26 protein-coding genes are annotated in these 23160 nt (G+C 62.0%); 12 read left to right on the top strand and 14 right to left on the bottom strand.

What is annotated here, in order from left to right; translation table 11 throughout:
• Positions 1-546, bottom strand: a complete 546-nt coding sequence (gene orn, locus ACZ9XP_RS10385) for an oligoribonuclease (protein ID WP_147682270.1) — start codon at positions 544-546, stop codon at positions 1-3.
• Positions 547-609: 63 nt separating this feature from the next.
• Between orn and ACZ9XP_RS10380 the strand changes: the two genes are divergently transcribed.
• From ACZ9XP_RS10380 to ACZ9XP_RS10360, 5 genes are all read left to right on the top strand, one after another.
• Positions 610-1854 carry a M48 family metallopeptidase gene (locus ACZ9XP_RS10380; RefSeq protein ID WP_206211084.1) on the top strand — a complete coding sequence of 415 codons (1245 nt, stop codon included), beginning with the start codon at positions 610-612 and terminating at the stop codon, positions 1852-1854.
• Positions 1851-2177, top strand: a complete 327-nt coding sequence (locus ACZ9XP_RS10375) for a 4a-hydroxytetrahydrobiopterin dehydratase (RefSeq protein ID WP_465188378.1) — start codon at positions 1851-1853, stop codon at positions 2175-2177. Before ACZ9XP_RS10380 ends, ACZ9XP_RS10375 begins: the two co-directional genes overlap by 4 nt.
• Positions 2174-3043, top strand: coding sequence for a ribosome small subunit-dependent GTPase A (gene rsgA, locus ACZ9XP_RS10370; protein ID WP_465188377.1), 870 nt, complete (start codon positions 2174-2176; stop codon positions 3041-3043). Before ACZ9XP_RS10375 ends, rsgA begins: the two co-directional genes overlap by 4 nt.
• Positions 3044-3166: 123 nt before the next feature.
• Positions 3167-3904 (top strand): beta-ketoacyl-ACP reductase, encoded by a 738-nt coding sequence (gene phbB, locus ACZ9XP_RS10365; protein WP_147682266.1) that lies wholly within the window; start codon positions 3167-3169, stop codon positions 3902-3904.
• 227 nt (positions 3905-4131) lie between these two features.
• Complete coding sequence (locus ACZ9XP_RS10360) at positions 4132-4617, top strand: GAF domain-containing protein (RefSeq protein ID WP_465188376.1); 486 nt, start codon at positions 4132-4134, stop codon at positions 4615-4617.
• Here ACZ9XP_RS10360 and ACZ9XP_RS10355 read toward each other — a convergent pair.
• Positions 4606-5664 (bottom strand): DNA-binding protein, encoded by a 1059-nt coding sequence (locus ACZ9XP_RS10355; protein WP_465188375.1) that lies wholly within the window; start codon positions 5662-5664, stop codon positions 4606-4608. The two genes, ACZ9XP_RS10360 and ACZ9XP_RS10355, sit on opposite strands and share 12 nt — an antisense overlap.
• A 141-nt stretch (positions 5665-5805) precedes the next feature.
• On the opposite strand from ACZ9XP_RS10355, the gene ACZ9XP_RS10350 reads away from it, so the two are divergent.
• Positions 5806-6903 (top strand): tyrosine-type recombinase/integrase, encoded by a 1098-nt coding sequence (locus ACZ9XP_RS10350; RefSeq protein ID WP_465188374.1) that lies wholly within the window; start codon positions 5806-5808, stop codon positions 6901-6903.
• 77 nt (positions 6904-6980) lie between these two features.
• Here ACZ9XP_RS10350 and ACZ9XP_RS10345 read toward each other — a convergent pair whose 3' ends face one another.
• Positions 6981-7340, bottom strand: coding sequence for a hypothetical protein (locus ACZ9XP_RS10345; RefSeq protein ID WP_017509117.1), 360 nt, complete (start codon positions 7338-7340; stop codon positions 6981-6983).
• Positions 7341-7530: 190 nt separating this feature from the next.
• On the opposite strand from ACZ9XP_RS10345, the gene ACZ9XP_RS10340 reads away from it, so the two are divergent.
• The 4 genes from ACZ9XP_RS10340 to ACZ9XP_RS10325 all read left to right on the top strand — a co-directional run bounded on the left by ACZ9XP_RS10340 (position 7531) and on the right by ACZ9XP_RS10325 (position 12293).
• The gene (locus ACZ9XP_RS10340) at positions 7531-8667 is read left to right on the top strand and encodes an imelysin family protein (RefSeq protein WP_147682262.1); all 1137 of its coding nucleotides are present in this window, start codon (positions 7531-7533) and stop codon (positions 8665-8667) included.
• Positions 8668-8737: 70 nt separating this feature from the next.
• The gene (locus ACZ9XP_RS10335; protein WP_465188373.1) at positions 8738-10153 is read left to right on the top strand and encodes a di-heme oxidoreductase family protein; all 1416 of its coding nucleotides are present in this window, start codon (positions 8738-8740) and stop codon (positions 10151-10153) included.
• A 63-nt stretch (positions 10154-10216) separates the two neighbouring features.
• The gene (locus ACZ9XP_RS10330) at positions 10217-11227 is read left to right on the top strand and encodes an imelysin family protein (RefSeq protein WP_465188372.1); all 1011 of its coding nucleotides are present in this window, start codon (positions 10217-10219) and stop codon (positions 11225-11227) included.
• Positions 11217-12293, top strand: coding sequence for a DUF1513 domain-containing protein (locus ACZ9XP_RS10325; RefSeq protein WP_465188371.1), 1077 nt, complete (start codon positions 11217-11219; stop codon positions 12291-12293). The genes ACZ9XP_RS10330 and ACZ9XP_RS10325 overlap by 11 nt, the downstream gene beginning before the upstream one ends.
• Before the next feature lie 156 nt (positions 12294-12449).
• Here ACZ9XP_RS10325 and ACZ9XP_RS10320 read toward each other — a convergent pair whose 3' ends face one another.
• Positions 12450-13595 carry a GGDEF domain-containing protein gene (locus ACZ9XP_RS10320; RefSeq protein WP_465188370.1) on the bottom strand — a complete coding sequence of 382 codons (1146 nt, stop codon included), beginning with the start codon at positions 13593-13595 and terminating at the stop codon, positions 12450-12452.
• A 157-nt stretch (positions 13596-13752) separates the two neighbouring features.
• Positions 13753-14121, bottom strand: coding sequence for a YkgJ family cysteine cluster protein (locus tag ACZ9XP_RS10315; RefSeq protein WP_465188369.1), 369 nt, complete (start codon positions 14119-14121; stop codon positions 13753-13755).
• Between the two features lie 66 nt (positions 14122-14187).
• Here ACZ9XP_RS10315 and ACZ9XP_RS10310 point away from each other — a divergent pair, with 66 nt between their 5' ends.
• Positions 14188-15360 (top strand): alkaline phosphatase family protein, encoded by a 1173-nt coding sequence (locus tag ACZ9XP_RS10310; protein WP_465188368.1) that lies wholly within the window; start codon positions 14188-14190, stop codon positions 15358-15360.
• On the opposite strand, the gene ACZ9XP_RS10305 is transcribed toward ACZ9XP_RS10310, so the two are convergent.
• Entirely contained in the window at positions 15357-16349 is a 993-nt protein-coding gene (locus ACZ9XP_RS10305; RefSeq protein WP_465188367.1) for a hypothetical protein, read from the bottom strand. The two genes, ACZ9XP_RS10310 and ACZ9XP_RS10305, sit on opposite strands and share 4 nt — an antisense overlap.
• 140 nt (positions 16350-16489) lie before the next feature.
• On the opposite strand from ACZ9XP_RS10305, the gene ACZ9XP_RS10300 reads away from it, so the two are divergent.
• Positions 16490-17752, top strand: coding sequence for a methyl-accepting chemotaxis protein (locus tag ACZ9XP_RS10300; protein WP_147682254.1), 1263 nt, complete (start codon positions 16490-16492; stop codon positions 17750-17752).
• A gap of 101 nt (positions 17753-17853) precedes the next feature.
• On the opposite strand, the gene nagZ is transcribed toward ACZ9XP_RS10300, so the two are convergent.
• Genes nagZ through ACZ9XP_RS10260 form a run of 8 tightly spaced genes read right to left on the bottom strand, consistent with a single transcriptional unit; the run spans position 17854 to position 23159 of the window.
• Positions 17854-18942 (bottom strand): beta-N-acetylhexosaminidase, encoded by a 1089-nt coding sequence (nagZ, locus tag ACZ9XP_RS10295; RefSeq protein WP_170253462.1) that lies wholly within the window; start codon positions 18940-18942, stop codon positions 17854-17856.
• A gap of 8 nt (positions 18943-18950) precedes the next feature.
• Entirely contained in the window at positions 18951-19346 is a 396-nt protein-coding gene (gene acpS / locus ACZ9XP_RS10290; RefSeq protein ID WP_147682253.1) for a holo-ACP synthase, read from the bottom strand.
• The gene (pdxJ, locus tag ACZ9XP_RS10285; protein ID WP_206211088.1) at positions 19346-20077 is read right to left on the bottom strand and encodes a pyridoxine 5'-phosphate synthase; all 732 of its coding nucleotides are present in this window, start codon (positions 20075-20077) and stop codon (positions 19346-19348) included. The genes acpS and pdxJ overlap by 1 nt, the downstream gene beginning before the upstream one ends.
• Positions 20077-20832 (bottom strand): DNA repair protein RecO, encoded by a 756-nt coding sequence (gene recO / locus ACZ9XP_RS10280; protein ID WP_147682251.1) that lies wholly within the window; start codon positions 20830-20832, stop codon positions 20077-20079. Before recO ends, pdxJ begins: the two co-directional genes overlap by 1 nt.
• Positions 20813-21166: an antibiotic biosynthesis monooxygenase family protein gene (locus tag ACZ9XP_RS10275; RefSeq protein ID WP_465188366.1), complete on the bottom strand. Its 354-nt coding sequence runs from the start codon at positions 21164-21166 to the stop codon at positions 20813-20815. The genes recO and ACZ9XP_RS10275 overlap by 20 nt, the downstream gene beginning before the upstream one ends.
• Before the next feature lie 22 nt (positions 21167-21188).
• On the bottom strand, positions 21189-22079 hold the full coding sequence (gene era, locus ACZ9XP_RS10270; RefSeq protein WP_017509102.1) for a GTPase Era: 891 nt from the start codon (positions 22077-22079) through the stop codon (positions 21189-21191).
• 3 nt (positions 22080-22082) lie between these two features.
• Entirely contained in the window at positions 22083-22787 is a 705-nt protein-coding gene (gene rnc, locus ACZ9XP_RS10265) for a ribonuclease III (protein ID WP_147682249.1), read from the bottom strand.
• A 3-nt stretch (positions 22788-22790) separates the two neighbouring features.
• Positions 22791-23159 carry a DUF4845 domain-containing protein gene (locus ACZ9XP_RS10260; protein WP_147682248.1) on the bottom strand — a complete coding sequence of 123 codons (369 nt, stop codon included), beginning with the start codon at positions 23157-23159 and terminating at the stop codon, positions 22791-22793.
• Position 23160 lies beyond the last annotated feature (1 nt).

The following is a 23160-nucleotide window of genomic DNA, read 5'->3' as shown; positions in this document are numbered from 1 at the left end:
TTACACTTTCAGGAAATGTTCGCGGTAGTAGCGCAGCTCTTCGATGGACTCCAGAATATCGGCCAACGCCTCGTGCTTGCCCTTCTTCACCACACCTTTGGCCAGCTCTGGCCGCCAGCGCTTGCACAGTTCTTTCAGGGTGGAAACATCCAGGTTGCGGTAATGGAAATACGCCTCGAGGTTTGGCATCCAGCGCGCCATGAAGCGGCGATCCTGGCAAATGGAGTTGCCGCACATGGGGGATTTGCCCGCCGGTACATGCTGCTGCAAGAATGCCAGCAATACCTGCTCGGCTTGCGCCTCGCTGACAGTGGATGCCTTGACGCGAGCCACCAGACCAGACTTGCCGTGGGTGTTCTTGTTCCAGTCATCCATGGCATCCAGCACGCTATCAGACTGATGCACGGCAATCACCGGCGACTCGGCCACCACATTCAGCTGGCTATCGGTGATGATCATGGCTACCTCTATAATGCGGTCGCCATCCGGGTTCAGGCCGGTCATTTCCATGTCCAGCCAGATGAGGTGTGTCGGTTCTTGCGGCATAATGAGCTTCTTTCAAAATTCAGCCATTTTCTGATATTTACCCACACAGGGCAAACGCACTTGATGAATGCATTTTCATGGGCCACCCTGCTAGCCCTGCTAAGCAGCCTGGCGATACAAGCCTGGCTAGCACACCGCCAGATCCGGCACGTGCGCCACCACCGGCAGCAGCTACCCGCCAGCTTTGCCCACAGCATTACCCTGGAAGCCCACCAGAAAGCGGCTGACTACACCTGCGCCCGTACCCGGCTGCATATTGCCAGCCTGCTACTCGACACCGCCACCGTACTGCTACTGACCTTTGGCGGCGGTATCAGCCTGGCAGCACAGCTGGCTGACAGCTGGTTTGACAGCACGCTGCTTGCGGGCATGGCCACGATCGGCCTATGCCTGTTTGCCAGCAGCTGCGCCGGGCTGCCGCTTTCCCTGTATCGCACCTTTGTGCTGGAGCGCCGCTTTGGCTTCAACCGCACCACGCCTGCGCTTTTTGCCGCCGACCTGCTACGCGGCCTGCTACTGGGCATCGTGATCGGCGCGCCGCTCCTCGCCGCAGCACTATGGCTGCTAGAGCACGGCGGCGCGTACTTCTGGCTATGGCTCTGGCTAGCCTGGTGCAGCTTTGTGCTGCTGCTCAGCTGGGCTTACCCCACACTGATTGCGCCACGCTTCAACCGCTTTACACCGCTGCAAGACGTCACATTGCAAAGCCGCATCCAAACACTACTGCAGCGCTGCGGCTTTACCAGCAACGGCTTGTTTGTGATGGACGGCTCACGTCGCTCCGCCCACGGCAATGCCTACTTTACCGGCCTGGGCAAAAACAAGCGCATCGTGTTTTTTGACACCCTGCTAACGCAGCTGGATGCCGACGAGATTGAAGCCGTACTGGCGCACGAGCTGGGTCACTTCCACCACGGCCACATCCGCAGCCGCTTGGCACTGACCTTTTTCAGCACGCTGCTTTTCCTGGCAGCCTTTTCCCTGCTACTGCACAACAGCGCTTTCCATACCGGCCTGAATGTCAGCCAGGGCAACCCGGCCAACTCGCTGCTGTTATTCATACTGTGCGCGCCCGCCTTTACCTTTTTCCTGGCGCCGCTGGGCAGCCTGCTATCGCGCCATCAGGAATACCAGGCAGATAGCTACGCCGTAGCTCACAGCTCGGCAGGCGCCCTGCAAAGCGCCCTGATAAAACTCTATCGTGACAATGCAAGCACGCTCACGCCAGACCCGCTACACTCCGCGTTTTACGACTCCCACCCACCGGCGAGCCTGCGTATCGCCCACCTGCAAGGAACCACAACATGAATCTGCTCGAGCTTCACTGCGAAGCGCAACACGGCGCCCACCCGCTAAGCCAGCAAACCGTTAGCGAACTGCTGGGCCACCTGCCGCAATGGCACGTAGAAGGCATCGAACTGGTCAAAACCTTCATGTTTGACGACTACTACAAAACCATGGCATTCGTGAATGCACTCGCTTGGGTAGCCCACGCAGAAGACCACCACCCTGACATGTCGGTGCACTACAACCGCGCCGTGGTGCGCTTCAGCACCCACGACGCTGGCGGCCTGACGCTGAATGACTTTATCTGCGCAGCCAAAGCAGAAGCCCTGCTCCCCCGCGCATGAAACAGCCAGGCCAGATTATCCGCAGCTACGGCCGCCGTTTCATTGTAGAAACCGCCGGCCGCACCTATGACTGCACCAGCCGCGGCAAGCGCGTGGATTTTGCCTGCGGCGACCATGTGCAGCTCAGTATCATCAATGACGAACAAGCCGTCATCGAATCGGTAGACGAGCGCAGCAGCCTGCTGTATCGCCAGGACGATTGGCGCACCAAGCTGATTGCGGCCAACGTGAGCCGTATCATCTTTGTAACCGCCGCCGTACCCAGCCCCAACGAAGAGCTGCTGAACCGCTGCCTGCTCGCCGCAGAAGCCGCCGACATCGAGCCGGTCATTCTGGTCAACAAGCGCGACCTGCCAGAAACAGCCGCCTGGCTAAGCAAGCTGCAAGCTTATGAAAAGCTGGGTTACAAACTGGCCGTGGTCAGCGCACTGGATGGCGCCGCCGAACTGCGCCCACTGCTACAAGGCCACACCAGCGTACTTGTCGGACAATCCGGCATGGGCAAGTCCACGCTGACCAACGCCCTGCTGCCCGAGGCTGCCGCACGCGTGGGGGACATTTCCGTAGCGCTGGATTCAGGCAAGCACACCACCACCCACGCTGCGCTTTACCACCTGGATAGCGAAAGCCACCTGATCGACTCGCCCGGCTTGCAAGAGTTTGGTCTGGGCCACATTGACGCAACAACATTGCCAGCGCTATTCCCGGAAATTCGCCCTTATATTGGTCAGTGCCGCTTTCACAACTGCAGCCACCGCATGGAGCCATCCTGCGCGATCAAGCAGGCTTGTGACGAGGGCCATATCACCCCGGCCAGGCTGACCTTGCTGCAAAAACTGGTGACTCACGCCCAAAATGCAAAATAAATAATATCTATAAGGGAAAACACCATTTACATTTCATGATGCTGACTCTAATCTGTCACCCAGAAGAAAAATTTCAACGGTAATGTGTGTACCCACATTACATACAGACAAGGAGTCAGCACCATGACAAAACGTATCGCACTGGTTACCGGTGGCATGGGTGGTATCGGTACCGCCATTTGCAAAGCCCTGGCGCAAACCGGCCATACCGTCGTCACCACCTACAGCCGCCCCGGCAAGGAGCAAGCCTGGACAGCTGACATGAAAGGCCTGGGCTTTGAGGTACACGCCGTACAATGCGACGTGAGCGATTTCGACTCCTGCCAGGCTGCCATCGCCAAAATCACGGCCGACATCGGCCCGGTAGACGTACTGGTAAACAATGCCGGCATTACCCGCGACAGCAGCTTCCGCAAACTGGGCAAGGCCGACTGGGATGCTGTGATCAGCACCAACCTGGACTCCCTGTTCAACGTATGCAAACCGGTAGTGGACAGCATGCTGGAGCGTGGCTTTGGCCGCGTCATCAACATCTCGTCCATCAATGGCCAGAAAGGCCAGTTTGGCCAGACCAACTACTCTGCCGCCAAAGCTGGCATGCACGGCTTCACCATGGCACTGGCGCAAGAAGTGGCGCGCAAAGGCATTACCGTCAACACCATCAGCCCAGGCTATATCGGTACCGACATGGTGATGGCGGTACCGGAAGACGTACGCAACAAGATCATTGCCCAGATCCCGGTTGGCCGCTTGGGTCAGCCAGAAGAAATTGCCGGCTTGGTGAACTACCTGGCCAGCGACATCGCAGGCTTCATTACCGGTGCCGACTTTGCTATCAATGGCGGCCAGCACATGATGTAAGCCTGCCCGCAGGCAGACAAAAAGCCGGGGCTCCACCCCGGCTTTTTTGCACCCACCAAGCCCCATCCGCCAGACGCCCCGCAACGACAACACCGCCGCCCGCAAAGCCAAGCTGGCCATTGTTGTGCACCTGCCTCACCGTGCATGAAACAAAAAAGCCGGCGGCACAGCCGGCGGCTTTTTTGTTATGCTGCCCGCCCTCCCTGCTTTTAACAAGGACTCGATCCGTGGCTGAAAACCTGATCATCGACGGCCAGACCAAGGCCGAACGCTACGCTACCCTGCTACCGCAGGCCTTTGCCCTGATTGATGGCGAAGACGACCTGATCGCCGCCATGGCCAACACAGCCGCCGCCATACATCACACTTTCGGCTGGCTGTGGACCGGCTTTTATCTGGTGAAGAACGACGAGCTGGTACTCGGCCCCTTCCAGGGCCCCATTGCCTGCACGCGCATTCGCAAAGGCAAAGGCGTGTGCGGTAGCGCCTGGCAGCAAGCCACCACACTGGTGGTAGCGGATGTGGATGCCTTTCCCGGCCATATTGCCTGCTCATCGCTGTCGCGCTCGGAAATCGTGGTACCACTACTAGACCAGACCGGCACCGTACGTGCCGTGCTGGATGTCGATTCCATCGAGCTGGCGTCGTTCGACGACGACGACCGCGTCGCACTGGAGCAAATCTGCGCCCGCTTTAGCCGCCTATTCGGCTAACAAGCCCAGCCACCCCGCCAGCTGCGCTGCCGCCTCGTCCGCTGGCAGTGCGGCCAACTGTTCGCGATGCAGCAACAGCCATTGCTGCAGCTGTGGCATGCGCTGCTCGCGCACAATCTGCAGCTCGGTGCGCAAGGCAGATGCCTCACCGGCCAGTGCCATCAGCTGCTGCTGCCGCGCCGCATCGGCCTGCTGCCACTGCTGGCAAGCTTGCTGCAGCTGCGCTTCGCGCTGCGCCGCCGCCTCTTGCATGGCCGCCGCCTTGCCCAGCTCGCGCGCACTATCGGCTTGCCATTGTTGCTGCTGCTTGCGCTGCGCCTCCAGCTGCTGCTGCGATGCGGCCAACTGCTGCTCCAGCAACTGCGTGCGCTGCTTCATTTGCGTACGCTCTTCCTCCACCTGCTCGTACAAGCGCACGCGCATACCCTCAAAGCGCTCGTACGCCAGCGCCTCGCGCTGCGCCGCTTCGGTAGCCAGCTGCTGCACACGCGCTTCCTGGCGTGCCTCCAGCGCCGCCACGCGCTCATCAGCCTCTTTTTGCTGCATTAATGTTTGCGCACGCGCCTCATCCAGCGACGCCGCCAGGCCGGACAGGCTTTCTTCCAGCGCCTGCCGCCGCCCCTGCTCTTCGGCTAGCTGCTGCCGAGCTTGCTGCGCCAGCTCGCGCTGCTGTGCCAGCTCGCCGGACAGGCTGGTCAACTGATCGGCCCGTGCATCCAGCTCGCGCTGCGCTGCGGCCAACTCGGCCACCACCTGCTCCAGCTTGAGATTAACCTCCTCACGCAGTGTGGCCAGGTTCTCCTCCGCCACATCGCAGGCCTTTTGCCATAGCTGGCCAAATGCATCTGCCAGCGCTGGCGGCCAGTCCGGCCGGCGTACGCTGGTGGCCATGCGTGACAGAAACTCCTGCCGCCACTGCTTTAGCGTGTTGTTGATGGTGGTATTCGAGCCGGTGCCCAGCCGCGCCCTCACCTCTACCACCGTAGGCCACTCCCCCTCAGACACCATATCAAATGCCACCTGACGGATGCGCGCATAGATATCCATAAATTCCTCCTGATTTTTACGCATTATACCCTTTTCTGTATATTATTTTTATTACGTATTACATGTATTTTTTAATGATTTGCCAATTACTTTTCCGATAATTATACTTATCGGAAATTTTTACCAAAGAAAGCTGAAAAATTGCTGCCCGCACTTGCCCCTACCCCGCAAAACAGCCTGATCAGCGCACACAGCGACACCGAAGCGGTACTGGTCTGGCTGGCGGAATACGCCCAACGCCCCGCCACCCTGCGCAGCTACCGCAAAGAAGCCGAGCGCTTTTTGCTCTGGCTGAATAGCCGGCAGCAAGGCCTGGCCGAGGTAAAACGGGAAGACGTACACGACTACCGGCGTTTTCTGGCTCACCCCCACCCTGCAGAGCAATGGATAGGCCCCGCCGTGCCGCGCAGCCACCCGCAATGGCGCCCCCTCACCGGCCCGCTCTCCGCCAGCAGCATCGACCACGCCTTTACCATCTTGGGCGGGCTGTACAGCTATCTGAATCATGCCGGCCACCTTAACGGCAACCCGTTCCGGCTACACAAAGCCCCGCGGCAGCGCCGCACCGTAGAGAACGGCCGCTTTTTTGACGCCGACTGCTGGGCCCACATCTGCCATACCCTGCAGACACTCCCGGCAGACTCGCCGCGCCAGGTCGCTCACCGCGAGCGTGCCATCTGGGCATTCAGCCTGCTGTACTACAGCGGTGCACGCCGCAGCGAGGCTAGCACAGCGCGCATGGGGGATATGCATCAGAAACGCGGCAACTGGTGGTGGCGCGTGCACGGCAAAACCGGCACCGGCGACATTCCTGTGAGCCCGCCGCTGCTGACTGCCCTGCAGCGCTACCGGCAGCACCTGGGCCTGAGTCCGCTACCCGCCAACCAGGAAGACACGCCACTGCTGTGCCGCCTGGGCGATGGCCGCGGCGCACAGCAAGGCATTAGCGACAAGGCGCTGTATCTATTGATCAAGGAAATCCTGCAACGCGCCGCCGAGCAGGCCCCCGACGCCATGCGGCCAACCTTGCAGCAAGCCAGCACGCACTGGCTGCGCCACACCGCCGCCACGCACCAGCTGGACGCCGGCATCAGCCTGCTGATGGTGAGCCAGAACCTGCGCCACTGCAGCATACAAACCACGCGGCGCTACCTGCACAGCGAAGACGACGCCCGCCACGCCGCCATGCAAAACCTGCCAGCCATCCCGGCAGGCAGCACAACGGAGCAAAACGATTAAGCCATCACCACGCAGCAATGAGAAACAGCAATAAAAAAGCCAGTCACGATCGACTGGCTTTTTTGCTAGCACACGGCTTACTCGGCTTTTTTACGGCTGCGCTTTTTCACTGGCTGCGGCAGCAGAAACTCGGCGTCAAATTCGAACAGTGTACCCGTGCGCCCGGTTTGCGACTGGCAGGCAATCAGCATGGCACGGTTGATGGCTTCTTTCTTACTCACCCCCCACCATTCGATCATTTTATCCAGCGCCTTTTGTGCGTCCCGCGACAGCTCTACCGTTACCGATAGCTCCTGCAAACGGTTGCGGCGCAGCTCGCGGCTACGGCGCTTGCGCTCGGCAGGCGTCATGGCACGCTCGCCCAGCGGCTTGCGCCCGGGCTTGGCGCGGGTGCCGCCAATCAGGTCGATAGTGTAGTGATCGCAGGGGTCTCGCATGTAACGGTGACGGGTCACTGTGCAAAAAAGGGGCGCAAGGATACCACGAAGGCAGCACATCACCCAGCGCCGCACCAGCAAAAAGCACGCTTGGCGCAAAATAAAACGGCGGCAAGTGCCGATTGACTACTCAAATGATAATACTTATCATCAATACTACTTTTTACAACCAATAAAGAGACTCACTTTCATGCGCCAAACCCTGCTTGCACTCGCCCTTGGTTCTGCCCTGCTCGCCCCGGCCGCCTTCGCTGCCGACGTAAACCGCGCCAGTGTAGTAGAAACCTATAGCCAGATCGTTTTTGCCAGCTACGAAGATTCGCTGCAGGGCGCGCGTGAACTGAAAGCGGCGGTCGATGCCTTTGTCGCCGCCCCGTCCGAAGACACCCTGGCCAAAGCACGCAAAGCCTGGCTGGCCGCACGCGAGCCGTACGGCCAAACCGAAGCCTTCCGCTTTTACGGCGGCCCGATCGACGACGCCAAAGGCCCGGAAGGCCAGATCAACGCTTGGCCACTGGACGAGGCTTATATTGATAGCGTAAAAGGCAAGCCGAACGCCGGTATCGTCAATAACCGCAAAGTCGCCATTACCAAAGAAAAGCTGTCGTCGCTGAACGAGCGTGGCGGTGAAGAAAACGTCTCCACCGGCTACCACGCTATCGAATTCTTGCTGTGGGGCCAGGATTTCGATGTGGCCGGCCCAGGCAAACGCAGCTTTACCGACTTTGTCGACGGCAAAGCCCCCAATGCCGACCGCCGCCGCGAATACCTGAAAGTGGCCGCCGAACTGTTGGTAGACGACCTGGCCAGCGTTGCCAGCCAGTGGAAGCCGGGCAGCAACAACTACCGCGCCAAGTTTGCCAAAAACCCGGACGCCATCCGCCAGATCATGGTGGGCATTGGCGTACTGTCGCGTGCCGAGCTGGCTGGCGAGCGCATGGAGGTGGCTCTGGATAGCCGCAACCAGGAAGACGAGCACAGCTGCTTCTCCGACAACACCCACCGCGACGTGATCAACAACGCCAAAGGCATCCAGAACGTGTGGCTGGGTGAATACAAGCGCGTAGACGGCAGCGTGGTAAAAGGTGCCAGCCTGCGCGACCTGGTTGCCGCCAGCAACAGCAAGGCAGCCGAGCGTGTGACCACCGACATGGATGCCACCCTGAAAGCCGCAGAAGGCATTCAGGCACCATTTGACCAGGAAATCGTTAAAAAAGAAGGCCGCAGCCGCGTACAAGCCACGGTTGCCGCGCTGAAAAAGCAGGCCGGCAGCCTGGTAGAAGCCGCCAAAGCACTGGGTATCAAGAAACTGAACGTTAACGGCTAAGCCGTACTCACCACCACCCACCACCCCGCCTGCAGCCGCAGGCGGGTATTTGCATTGACCGGAAAACACCATGCAAAAGAAATATCTCTCCCTTGCAGCCACGCTGGGTGGCACGGCTGCAATCCTCGGCACGCTGGGCTTTACTGCCGCACAAGAAGTTGCCCCCTATCAGGACGGTGACGAAAAACTGGGTGGCAACACTACCGTCTACGAAGTTGGCCGTAATGCTTTCTCGCTGCCTGCGGCCAACATGGCCAGCGACCGCCAGACGCAGTTTTTCATCGGTAACTCTTTCTTCAAGAAAGCCTGGGTAGAAGCGCCATCGTCCACCACGGCGCGCGACGGCCTGGGGCCACACTTCATCGCCCGCTCCTGCGGTGCCTGTCATGCACTGGACGGCCGCGGCGCCACCCCCAATTTTGAAAACGGCCTGCAAGCCGAACAACCACTGGCCTTGCTGTTCCGCCTGTCTATCCCCGGCAAAAATGGCAGCACCCTGCCAGAGCCCAACTACGGCGGCCAGTTCAATAACGACGCCATTCCCGGGGTAAAACCGGAAGGCAAGATTGCCATCAGCTACACCGAACAAGCCGGGCGCTTTGCCGATGGCGAAAGCTACAGCCTGCGCCAGCCCACCTACCAGCTCACCGAACTGGGCTACGGCCCGTTGCACCCGCAAGTACAGATCTCGCCGCGCATCGCCCCGCAAATGATCGGCCTGGGCCTACTGGAAGCCATTAGCGAAAAAGACATCCTGGCCAACGCCAAAGCCCAGGCCGCAGCAGGCCAGGGCATCAGCGGCAAGCCAAACTACGTGCACGACGCCTACGCAGGCAAAACCTTGCTGGGCCGCTTTGGCTGGAAAGCCAACGTAGCGACCATCGCCCACCAATCTGCCGGTGCGTTCAATGGCGATATCGGCATTACCTCGCCCAAATTCCCCAAAGAAGAATGCATGCCATCGCAGCGCGACTGCCTGAAAGCCCCGCACGGTGGCAAGCCGGAAATCAACGCCAGCAAGATGGACGCCGTTATTTTCTACAGCCGCACGCTGGCCGTCCCCGCGCAGCGCGATGCCGATACCCTGGCAGTACGCCGCGGCAAGCTGCTGTTCAACCAGGCACAGTGCACCACCTGCCACACGCCAAGCTACACCACCGGCAAGCTGGCTGGCCTGCCAGAAGTCTCCGGCCAGAAAATCAGCCCCTATACCGACCTGCTGCTGCACGACATGGGCCCGGGCCTGGCGGATAATCGCCCGGATGGTCTGGCCGACGGCCGCGAATGGAAAACGCCGCCACTATGGGGCATTGGCCAGTTCGTGGATGTCAACGGCCACACCCAGTACCTGCACGATGGCCGCGCACGCAACCTGACCGAAGCCATCATGTGGCACGGCGGTGAAGCCGAAGCCGCCAAACAGCGCTTTGCCAGCTTCAGCAAAGCCGACCGTGAGGCCGTACTGCGCTTCCTGAACTCGCTGTAAGGCCACCACGTACCGTACCAGCCGGGCCCGGCGCACGGGCCCGGCACACACAAAGGAAACCGCATGTCACGCACCCTGCTGGCCACCCTGCTACTGGCCGCGCCACTAGCTCACGCCACCAGTGCCGAGCAAAGCTTCATCGACAGCCTGGCCCGCCACACCCTGCTACCCCGCTACACCGCCCTTAGCCAGCAAAGCCAAGCGCTAAGCCACAGCCTGACACAGCTGTGCCAGGACAATAGTGCGGCCAACCTGGCCAGCGCCCGCGAGCAATGGCGGCAAAGCTACCGCAGCTGGATGGCCGTCGCCCCGCTGAACTGGGGCCCCACCGCCGAGCTGCGCAGCCAGCGCGTGATCGCCTTCAAACCCGCACGCCCGGCGCTGATCGAACAAGCCGTCAGCGAAAACCTGGGCCGTAGCAAAGACAGCTACGAAGAAGCCGGTGCCGCCGCCAAAGGCTTTACCGCCATCGAATACCAGCTGTTTGCACAGCAGAAAAACCTGGGCGATGCCGCACGCTGCGCCTGGCTACAACAAAACGGCCAGGAAATTGCCAGCCACACCCCGGCACTGGCGCAAGCCTGGCAAGACTTTGCGGCCAACCTGAGTCGCAGCGGCCAAGCCGGCGCCCAATACGCCAACGCCAGCCAGCCGCTGGAAGAAGTCATCAATCTGACCCTGGCGGGCGTCAACGAGATGCATAAAGAAATCTCGCGCCTGCCGCAGCAAAAGCCCGAGCTGGTCAATGCACAGCGCAGCGGCGAAGGCCGCGCCCTGCTGAAAGCCCAGTTCAGCCTGCTGCAAGCCGTGCTTGTCGGCAATGCAGGCCAGCCTGGTGTTAACAGCCTGCTGCAAGCCAAAGGCCAGCCTGCCCAAGCCAAAGCCCTGCAAGACGCCACCCTGGCCGTTGCGGAAGCACTGGACAAACTGCCGGAAAACCTGGCGAAAAACGGCAACAGCGGCCGCGAAAAGCCCGCCGCACAAGCCCTGGAAAAACTGCTGGCCCAGATAGAAGGCCCGGTAGCGCACACCCTGGACATCACCCTGAGCTTTAATGAATCCGATGGCGACTAAGCTAACCCGCCGCCAGCTGCTGCAAGCCGGCGCCCTCACCCTGGCGGCCCTGCCGCTGCGCAGCTGGGCTGGCGAACCAGACCAGCCGGCCATCATCTCGGCCTGCGACGTTGGCCGCAACCAGCACCGCGCCGGCCTGGCCGGTGCCAGCGGCCAGCTCACCCTGCCCGAGCGCGGCCACCACCTGGCGCTGGACCCGGCGCGCCCCGGCGAATGTCTGGTATTCGCCCGCCGCCCCGGCTACCAGATCGCCCGCTTCAACTGGCGTAGCGGCCAGCAGCTAGCGTGGTACGACTACCCGGACAATCGCCACGGCTTTGGCCACGGCATCTTGGCGCACGGCAAGCTGTACACCACCGACAACGACATCGACAGCGGCAACGGCCTGCTAACCGTACGCGATGCGCAAACGCTACAGCCACTGCGCGAGATGCCCAGCGGCGGCATCGGCCCGCACGAGCTCAAGGCGCTGGACGACGGCAACATCCTGGTGGCCAACGGCGGCATCCTCACCCTGCCGGAAAGCGGCCGCATCAAGCTCAACCGCAACAATATGAAGCCGCAGATCGACATCGTGGACCCGGCACAAGGCCGCAGCATCGCCAGCTACGTGCTGGACGACAAGCGCCTGTCGCTGCGCCACCTGGCCCGCATCAACACCCGCGACTTCGCGGTAGCGCTGCAGTACGAAGGCGACGGCGCCGCCCCGCTGGCCGCCATCTGGAACGCCGAACAAGGCCTGCGCCTGCTGGACACACCCGACGCACTGGCACTGGCCAGCAATGGCTACGCCGCCAGCGTAGCCGCCGGCGCCAACCGCATCGCCTGCACCGCCACCAAAGGCGACGCCGTGGTGTTCTGGGACGGCAGCGGCAGCTACCTGGGCCACGTAGCGCTCAGCAAGCCAGCCGGCATCGCCCTCAGCCGCGATCAGCGCTACTTTGTCACCAGCAATGAGCTGGGCGAGATCGTGTGGATAGACAGCCAGACCCTGCAAATCGACCCGCGCCGCAGCCAGCGCTTCCCGGTGAAGTGGGACAACCACCTGAGCCTGGCGTACAGCTAGTCCTGCACTTGTCGCCACGAAAAACCCCAGCCTGCTGGCTGGGGTTTGTTTTTGCGGCCAGCAACTGGTTGCGCGCTACTTGTAGCTGCCCGCCACGACTCCATGCGGCCAACCCGCCTAGGCAAGCGCGTTGCGACATAAGGGCTTACGCCCACACTACGGTGGCGATGCTGTCTGAGAAGCCGTGGCGTGATGGAGGTGTACTGCGTTACGTCCCGCGTGCTTGGCGGCATAGAGAGCCCTGTCGATGCCGGCGAGAAAGCTTGCCTCGCTTTGACTGGCATGCCATTGACCCAGCCCCAAGCTTACGGTTACCGCCAGCGTGGCATTGCCAGCCCGCAAGGGCGCAGCAGCAATGCGCTGCCGCAGCGCTTCACACGCCAGATGAGCCTGCTCCAGCGTACGCTCAGCCAACAAGATGGCGAACTCCTCACCACCAATACGACAGACTCGGTCTTCGTACCCCGCACCTTGCTGCAACAACGCAGACAAGGCGCGTAGCACCTGATCGCCAGCTTCGTGGCCATAGGTATCGTTGATGTGCTTGAAATGATCAATATCCAGGATAGCCACGCAGAATGGCCGCTGCTTTACGTGGTAAGCGGTTTGCCATTGCGCCAGCGTCTGGTAGAAAACACGGCGGTTGGCCAGACCGGTCAGCTCATCGGTACTGGCCATTTGCTGGATGCGACGCTCCAGCGCCTCGGAAAAGTAATCGCCAGCCAGCAGGGCAATGAACAAGACTAACGTGCCGGACAGCAACACATTCAGGTACAGCAGCTTGATGGTGGCCGGCCCCAGCGCCTGCACCGCGGGGCTGGCCGGCCAGGAGAACCACTCGAACAGGCAGAACCAGCTGATGCAGACCAGACAGACGATGGCCATGCCCCGCTTGTCGTGGGTGGGCACCACCAGCGGCGTGGTCAGGAAAAAGAACAGGAAGTAGTGATGGCCACCGATCTGCGTACCCTGGCCACCCAGAATGCCAGCCAGCACTGTAGCCTGGCAGATCAGGCAGGCTTTCCAGTAGTGCGGCGGTTGGCCGCGGCGCTGCAGCCAGTAGAACCAGGCCATGCCCAATAGCGGAATGGCCATCATCTTCAGGCTGAGGGTAGCCAGTGCCGCATTGCCCAGCCATGCAAACAGCAAGCTGTAGAACAACACCATCGTCAATACCAGCACAGGCACGGCATTGGTGATGTACTGCCGCCTGCGCAATGCGCCGCTTAGCGCCGGATCCACGCCCATCTGCAGCCAAGACCACAACCACTGCTGCCATTGTTTGCTTGAGCCTGGATTCATAGCGTGTCGTTCAATCCTGATAAGATTCCGCGGCAGTGCTCAGTGGGCAAGCCGACCCAAGCGCTGCAAACGCGCGTCAGCTCTCTCAATATAGCCGGCCTGCATGCATGATGTTCTCATGCCATCCGGTGGCACGGGGGCGCACTGCCACTATGGCTTACCAGCTATCGTCCACCTGCAGCCGTGGCAGGCCGTGGCGGGCGCGGGCGCGGTTACAGGCTGCTTCGTAGATGCCGACGCTAGCCAGCGCGCCGAATTCGCGACAGGGTGACGGACGCTGGTCGTAGATGCTGCAGCTCACCGCTTTACCTACGGTGCCGCATAGCGCCACGCAGCGTGGTGGCTGGCCGTTGGCGGCGCTGTCGTCGGTGCCTACCATGCGCCAAGTATTGCCCACCTCGTGCACGGCCATGTCGGCGGGTACGCCGGGGCGGTCGTCTGCGGCCAACTCGCTGCGGTGGAAAGACACGCGAAACGCCGAACAGCAGGCGCCGCACTCGGTACAGCTCACACGCAAATCACTCATGATGCTTACAAAACCCGCCAGACAAGGTAAAACCCACACTATAAACACATGCACGAAAGCACAACAGTGAGCCCCTTGCCCGACAGCCTGCTGGCGCAGTGCCAGCTACCCGATTACCAGCACAGCCTGGCCAACCTGGCCGCGCGCCTGCATGGCCATACCGGCTGCCCGCCGCTGCAGCACCCTGCCTTGGACGATCTGGATGACTGCAATACGGTCATCCTGCTGCTGATCGATGGCATGGGTTGCGCCCAGCTGAACGCCCTGGCACCCGGCGGCTGGCTGCAGCGGCAGCAATGCGCCACGCTGTCGTCGGTCTTCCCCAGCACCACCACGGCGGCCATTACCACGCTGATGACCGGCCTGCCGCCCAGCCAGCACAGCCTGCTGGCGTGGCACGTCTGGGCGCCGGAGGCAGGCTGCATTGCCACCCCGCTGCCGCTACGCAGCCACTGGGCCAGTGGCGAGGTACCCGATAGCGACACCCTGGCCGCGCGGCTTTACAGCCGGCCATCCGCGCTGCAGGGCCAGGGCCGGCAGCAGTATGTACTGCAGCCGCAGTACATTGCCGACTCGCACTACACCCGCCACCACGGCGGCCAAGCGCAGCACCTGCCGTGGCGCACTTACGCCGAGCTGTTTGCCAGCCTGGCCACCCTGGCCGCCACGCCGCAGCGCAAGTTTGTCTACGCCTACATCCCCGACCTGGATTCGCTGATGCACGGCAAAGGCACCACCCACCCCAAAGCCCAGGCGCTGCTGGCACGCCTGCAGCAACATTGCGCAGAGCTGGCCGCCACGCTACCGGCCAACTGCAAACTGGTGATTACCGCCGACCATGGCCAGATCGATATCCCGCCAGAACGCCTGCTATTCCTGAACGACTACCCTACGCTGGCAGCGCTGCTGCGCCAGCCGCTCAGCGGCGAGCCGCGGGCGGCCATCTGCCATGTCAAACCCGGTATGGCGCAGGCCTTCCGTACCGTGTTCGAACACACGCTGGGCCATATTGCGTGGTGCTTGCCCGCCGAAGATGTCATCGCGTACGGCTGGTTTGGCCCGCCGCCGCACCACCCGCTGCTGGCCGAGCGCGCCGGTGATTTTGTCTTGCTGATGAAGGACAACTGGGGGCTGCTGCACATGGTGAACAACGATGAAAAACGCCCGCCGTTGCTGGGCAACCATGGCGGGCTATCGGCGGCGGAGATGCAGGTGCCGCTGATCGTGTGTGGCGGCTAGCTTTCCAGCGCGGGCCAGCGCTGCTGCCACTCGCGCAGGTCACTGCGGCTAAGGTTGGCCGCAAACACCACTCGGCGGCGCTTCTGCAGATAACCCATGTCGATATTGGCGTAGTCCAGCTGCTGGCCACCCTCGGCAGGCGACAGCACCACGCCCATGCGGTCTACCCAGGCGGTTTGCAAGCTGGCGTGTACAAAATCATCCGGCGACTCGATCACCTGCCGTATCAACCTGAGCTTGCCCTGTAGCGATGCCACCAGCTGCGATGCTGCCAGCGCCTGCTCCACCTGCGCCAAGCGCTCGGCCATTTGCGCCGGGGTCATGCTGCCGTGCAGGTTTAGCGCCTCGGCGTTCAGCACATTGGTTTTGTGCTGCAGCTGTAACTGCAAGGCACGACGCTCTACTTCCAGCAGGCGGCGCTCGCTTTCGGCCTGGCTGATGCCATACGCCAGATTGCGGCACAGCAAGCCATAGGCTTGCTGGCGTGATACGCGCAACAGCTCGTCGCGCTGCGCGCTGGCAGCAATAAACCGGTGCCGCTCAAAGCACAGCACGCGCTGTGGCACGTCGCTGCGCACGCTGCCATCGGGCAATAGCTGGCTACCCAGCCGTGTTTCTTCGTTCAGCTGCATCACCAGCATGACCTGCAGCTGCTCGGGCGACTGCGGGCTGGCCAGGTGCGCACGGATGGCGTCGCTGGCGCGCAGGCTATCGCACAGGCTTTGCGGCGAGGCAAACAGCAAACCCACGCGCCGGTCACTGCTATAGCCTGCAGGACTCAGGTCCAGCGGCGCGGGCAGCAAGCGGCCAACCTCCTGCAGCTGTGCCAGCATATGTTTCACCCCGCGGCGCAGCTGGCGCCGGCCGCCGGGTAGCAGTTTTACCTTGGGCTCCACCTCGGCAATCAGCAGGTCTACCGCCTCTTGCACCTCACGGCTGGCGAAGTGGTCGCCCACCCCGCGCATCATCCAGTGAAAAAACGTCTGCATCTTCAAAATACCTGCTCATTTGCTTTCAAAACCCTACGTGTACAAGGGTATACTTTGCATAAAATCATGTGTCACATTCGCCAAACAGTGTTGACTTACACTGGCAGTACAACCGTGGCATCAGCCATACCGAGAAGAACATGAAAGCTACGCTGATTCGTCTGATTGCACCTGCATTTATCCCGCTGCTACTGATTCCTGCGCTCTGTCTGTTATTACCCGAAAACAGCATGGCCGGTCTGCTGGGTGGTCTGTTGACCGGGCTGGCCGTGGTGGCCACGCTGGCATGGCGCATCCAGAAACACTTCATCAGACCTGCCCGCACCTTTCGCCGGCACTTGCAGTCGCTTAAACAAGAGCCTATCGACTTTAGCAAGACACTGGACCTGGCCACCAGCCCGGACTGGGAAGGCTGCAGCCGCCACTTTAACCAGCTGATGGACGAACTGGACGATATCTTTACCCAGGTACTGAGCTCCAGTGCGCGGCTGATACCCATGTCGCAAGAGCTGACCGACACCTACAGCGCCATCCTGCAGAAAAACCTGCTGCAATCCAGCCACGGCCAAGTGTTGATTGGCGCCATTTCCCGCATGATAGAGCAAGCAGAACGCCTGCGCGTGGACCTGGAACAAATTACCGCTGCAGCGCAGCACGCCGAGCAGGACATGAACGAAAGCCGCGAAGCCACGCTGATCGTGATCAATGGCGTGACCGACGTCGCCAGCATGCTGGAGGAAGCCACCCGCGACGTACGCGCCCTGGCACAGGCATCCGGCAATATCGGCGGCATTCTGGCCTCCATCAAGGACATTGCCGACCAGACCAACCTGCTGGCGCTGAATGCTGCCATTGAAGCTGCTCGCGCCGGCGAATCCGGCCGGGGTTTTGCCGTGGTAGCCGACGAGGTACGCAAGCTGGCACACCGCACGCAGGAAGCCACCCAGCAGGTACAGAACATCATGGGCGACGTGCAGCGCGGTACCGAAAAGGTGGTCGGTGCCATGACCACCTCGCTGGAGCGTGCCGGTTTTGCCGCCACCCACGCCGATACCTCGCGCGAAAAGCTGAACAACATCACCCGCTCCATCAGCGAGATCAATGCCTCGGCCAGCGAAATCGGCAACGCGGTCAGCATGCAGGCTCAAGCGGTACTCGACTCCAAATCATCTGGCGACATCCTGATCCAGCTGAACCAGGATGCACTGGACTGCAGCCGCATCCACGCGGTGTCGCCGGACGACCTACGCAACCTGGCCGCCAAGCTACGCAACAGCCTCAGCCGCCTGCACATGCATGAAAAGCAATGGAACGACCAGCGCCGCACCCGCGCACGCCCCAGCGAAATGCAGCTGGCCGGCGGTGGCAACGGCAGCGACACCGGCGATATCGAGCTGTTCTAAACGCTACGTCACCCAGGCCCGCTACAGCGGGCTTTTTCATGCACAAGGCCTGTCTGCGTTGGCAGACAGGCCTTGTGCATTGTGGGGCGCGGCGTGGGCGCTTAGTGCGCCTCGCCCACCTGCGGACCGGCTACCAGCTGCTGCGGTGGCACAGCCAGTGCTGCGACCTTGGCGGCGACAGCGGCAAAATCTGCGCTGGCCACGGTGTTTTCCCACGCAGCTTGCTCACCCTGCCCGGCCATGCCTTGCAGGCGCTGGGCCAGCTGCGGCTGCGCCGGTGCGGCCAACCTGGCCAGCAGATCGTCCACCAGGTCGGGGCGGTTGCACACCAGGGCCATGTCGCAGCCAGCGGCAAAGGCGCGCTCGCTACGCGCCACGATATCGCCGGCGCCAGCGGCGCCTTCCATGGTCAGATCATCACTGAAAATGGTGCCATCAAAGCCCAGCTCGCCGCGCAAAATGTCTTGCAGCCAGATGCGTGAAAAACCGGCCGAGGTGTTGTCTACCTGCGGGTAGATCACATGCGCCGGCATCACTGCCTTCATCCCGCTGGCTGCCAGCGCGGCAAATGGCTGCAGGTCGGCAGCGCGAATTTCGTCCAGGCTGCGCAGGTCTTGCGGCATGGCCACGTGGGTATCGCCCTCGACAAAACCGTGGCCGGGAAAGTGCTTGCCACAGCTGCCCATGCCACCACGCGCCAAGCCGCGCTGCAGCGCGCTGGCCAGGGCGATCACCACCGCCGGGTCGCCATGAAAGCTGCGGTTGCCGATCACGGCGCACTGCTGCCAGTCCAGGTCCAGCACAGGGGTAAAGCTCAGGTCGACGCCGCAGGCGCGCAGCTCGGCCGCCAGCACGTAGCCGGTTTCCTCGGCGGCGGTTTCTGCCACCGTCTGGCCTTGCGCATCCCACAACTCACCCAGCACACGCATGGGTGGCAGGCGGGTAAACCCGGCCAGAAAGCGCTGTACGCGGCCGCCTTCATGGTCCACAGCAATCAGCAGCTCGGGCTGGCGCAGCGCGCGGATCTCGGCGGTCAGCGCCTTGAGCTGCGCCACGCTGTCAAAGTTACGGCGAAACAGGATGACGCCACCCACCAGCGGGTGGCGCAGGCGCTGCTTTTCATCATCGCTCAGGCTAAAACCGGCAACATCGGCCATCACCGGGCCGCGCGGCAGAGTAAGTGTGCTCATATTCAAGCTCAAAGGTTGGCCGCAAGGCCGGTTTCACACACCACAAAGGCCAGCGCGTGCTCGGCCTCGTCGGTAATGGACAAATGCACGCGCACAATGCCGCGCTCGGCCAGAAAGGCGTGCAAGGCATCGTCGTAAGCAAACATGGGCTTGCCCAGCGCATCGTGCGTAATGGCGATGGCGGTAAGCAGCACCGGCGCGCGCACGCCCGTGCCCAGCGCCTTGGCCAACGCCTCTTTGGCGGCAAAGCGTTTGGCCAGCAGCCGCGCCGGGTTGGCCGCAGCAGCCAGCTCGCCCTGCTCCACCGGGGCCAGCAGACGGCGGCCCGCCTTCAGCCCCCAGCGGTCCAGCAGGGCTTGAAAGCGGTCGATGCGCGCCATATCGGTGCCGATACCGTAGATCATTACAGACCCTGGCGGCCTTCGATCATCAGCGCCTTCATTTCACGTACGGCATTGGCAAAGCCCACCATCAGCGCGTGGCTGACCAGCGCGTGGCCGATATTGAGCTCGGCGATTTCCTGAATGGCGGCGATCGGCTTCACATTGTGATAGTTCAGGCCGTGGCCGGCGTTCACCACCATGCCCAGATGGTCACCAAACACGGCCGCTTCGCGGATGCGTGCCAGCTCGGCCTGCTGCGCGTCGTGCTGGAAATCGGCGTGGGCGTAGGCACCAGTGTGCAGCTCGATCACGCGGGCGCCAGCATCCCAGGCGGCTTGGATCTGCTTCACGTCCGGGTCGATGAAGATGGACACGCGGATGCCGGCCTCGGTGAGCTGGCGGGTGAACTCGCGCACTTCGTCAAAGTAGCGGATCACGTCCAGGCCGCCTTCGGTGGTGACTTCCTCGCGCTTTTCCGGCACCAGGCACACGTCTTCCGGCTTGACACGCAGCGCGTTGGCCAGCATTTCGTCGGTCAGCGCCATTTCCAGGTTCATGCGTGTCTTGATGGTGGCGCGCATGGCGTCCACGTCGTGGTCCTGGATATGGCGGCGGTCTTCGCGCAGGTGCAGGGTAATCAGGTCGGCCCCGCTGGTTTCGGCCACCAGGGCGGCTTCGATCGGGCTGGGGAAACGGGTACCACGCGCCTGGCGCAGGGTGGCAACGTGGTCGATATTGACGCCTAGCAGAATCATGATGGTCTCCGGCTGGGGGCGCTGTCTTCTTGCAGCGCGTAAAGCGTGGTTAACAGTTCGCGGGTGGCCAGTGGTTCCGGCCCCAGCAGTTCATCCAGATACAGGCGCAGCAGGCCGCGTACGTCGCGGCGGCTGTGCGGCTGCGTAAAATCGGCACTGGCCAGCGCCAGCAAGCTGTCACCGCCCACCACCAGCTGGCGCGGGCTGGCGTCCGGTGCGGCCACGCGTTGCGGCAGCTCGCCGAAACGGCACAGATAGTAGCTGCCCACCTGCACCGGCTGGCCGGCAGCGTCTTCCGCGCACGGTGGCGCGTAACCCAGCACGGCCAGCAGGCTTAGCTCGAAACGCCGCAAGATATCGGCCAGGTTATCGGCACGGGCCATGCTGCGCACGGTGCGGTCGTATAGCTGGAACAGCTCGGGGGACGGGTCGTCGCGCGGCGACAGGCGCAGCAGCAGCTCGTTGAGGTAAAAGCCGCACACCAGGCGCTGGCCGGCAAACTGTGGCACGCCACCGCGCCAATCTACCGTGTGCAGGGTGCGCAGCTCGCCTTTGCCAAACCAGGCCAGCTGCAAGGGCTGAAACGGCAGCAGCTGGCCGCGCAGGTCGGAACGCGGGCGGCGCGCCCCGCGCGCCACCAGGGTGAAGCGGCCATGGTCGCGGCTGAGCACCTCTACCAGCAGGCTGGTTTCACGGTAGGGCTGGGTGTGCAGCACGTAGGCCGGCTGGCGATCAACCTTGACCTGGCGCATCGGCTTGCGGCTTGTCCCATAGATGGTCGCGTCCAACGTAGGCTACGCGGGTGGCAAAACAGCTGTACCAGCGGTCGAAACCGGCGGCGATGGCTAGCTGGTGCGCGGCGTGGGCACGCCAGGCGGCAATGTCGGCCTCGCTTTGCCAGTACGACACGGTGATGCCGAAGCCATCGGCACCACGTGCGCTTTCGGCCCCCAGAAAGCCGGGCTGGTCGGCCGCCAGCGCTACCATGTGCTCGGCGGTGACACCGTAGCCCGCCGCGTCGGCGGCGGTGCGCTGGTTGCTGAAAACGACCGCCCAGTACGGCGGCGCGGGGGTGCGTGCTAGCATGCGGCCAACCTTTGGCGGGGGCTTAATTCAGGCCAAAATCGCGCAGGAAGCGCACGTCGTCGGCCCAGCCGGATTTCACTTTTACCCAGACTTCCAGGTACACCTTGCAGTCGAACAGCTGCTCCATGTCGAGGCGCGCTTCGGTAGAGATCTTTTTCAGCTTCTCGCCGCCACGGCCAATCACGATGGGCTTCTGCCCTTCTTTGTCCACCAGCACGGCCACGTGGATGCGGAACATGCTGCCGTCCACTTCGAACGATTCTACTTCGACGTTCATCTCGTACGGCAGCTCTTCGCCCAGGTAACGGAACAGCTTTTCGCGCACGATCTCGCCGGCCAGGAAGCGCTGGCTCTTGTCGGTGACCATTTCTTCCGGGTACAGCGGTACCGATTCGGGCAGGTGCGGGCGTACTTTGTCCAGCAGCTCGGCCAGGCGTTGGCCGTGCTTGGCGCTAACCACTTCCACGTCGGCAAATTCAAACTCGGCGCGCACTTCTTCGATGAAGGCCGACAGCAGCAGGCGGTCTTTGGCTTTATCCAGCTTGTTGATGACCAACATCACCGGGGTATTTTTGGGCAGCAGCGCCATGACTTCGCGGTCGGCACCGGTAAAGCGCATGGCTTCCAGCACGAACAGCACACAGTCCACGCTACCCAGGGTGTCTTTTACGCTCTTGTTGAGCGTTTCGTTCAGCGCGCCCTTGTGAAAGGTCTGGAAGCCGGGGGTGTCGACAAACACAAACTGCGCCGCCGGCTCGGTGTAGATACCGTTCACGCGGTGACGGGTGGTTTGCGCTTTTTTGGAGGTGATGCTGATCTTCTGGCCAATCAGGTGGTTCATCAGGGTGGATTTGCCCACGTTCGGGCGCCCTACGATGGCCACAAAGCCGCAGCGGTGTGTGATATCGGTCATGGTTTATTTCTTGCCAGCGGCAAAATGTTGTTCAAGCAGCAGCAAGGCCGCTTCGGCCGCCTGCTGTTCAGCACCGCGGCGGCTATTGCCGTCGCCGGTAGTCATGATGGACAGCTCGGCCAGGTCGCACTGCACGCGGAAACTCTGCTCGTGCGCCTCGCCGCTTTGCTGCAGGATGGTGTAGCGCGGCAAGGTGTGGCGACGGGCTTGCAGGGCTTCTTGCAGGCGGGTTTTGGCGTCTTTGGCGTGTTTGGTGGGGTCGATGGCGGCCACACGGCTGGCGTACAACCGGCGCACTACCTGCTCGGCAGCCATGAAGTCGGCGTCGAAGCTGATGGCGGCAAAGGTGGCTTCCAGCGCATCCGCCAGAATGGACGGGCGGTTGTAACCGCCGCTTTTCAGCTCGCCCTCGCCCAGGTACAGGTAGTCGCCCAGCTTCAGCTCGTGCGCCAGCTCGGCCAGGGTGTTCTGGTTGACCAGGTTGGCACGCAGGCGCGACAGCTCGCCCTCGCTCAGCTGCGGAAAGCGGTCGAACAGCATGCGCGCTACGGTGTAGTTCAGGATGCTGTCACCGATAAACTCGAAGCGCTCGTTATTGGGCGTGCCGAAGCTGCGGTGCGTCAGCGCCTGGCGCAACAGCGCCGGCTGCGTAAAAAAATAATCCAGCGCCTGGGTCAGGCGCCGGAAACGGTTGTCTTGGTTGCTCACAGTTTATTTTGCGTCTTTCAGTACAGGTGCCCCTGCCTGGTATTCAAAATCAAAGACCAGTTTCACATGGTCGCGTAACGGTACTTCGCGGCTATAGCGGGCACCCACGCCAATAATGGTGGGGCTGCTGACGATCACCAGGTCGTCGGCACGCAGCGATACGATGTCCTGCACCGCCGCACGGTTGGCAAAGTCGCGGCGCAGCTCGTCGTCTGCCTTGCCAGGGGTTTGCGCCATGGCGTCCAGCGTTTCCTTGACGGCATAGTATTCGGAATACACCGGCACGATCTTGAGAAACATCAGTACCACGGTAGCGGCCACGATGCCCATGGCCATCACCACCAGTAAAGAAAACCCTTGCTGCTTGCGCATA

Source organism: Vogesella perlucida (assembly GCF_979366545.1).
Note: the sequence above shows the minus strand (reverse complement) of the source record. Positions and strands in the feature narration are given on the sequence as shown.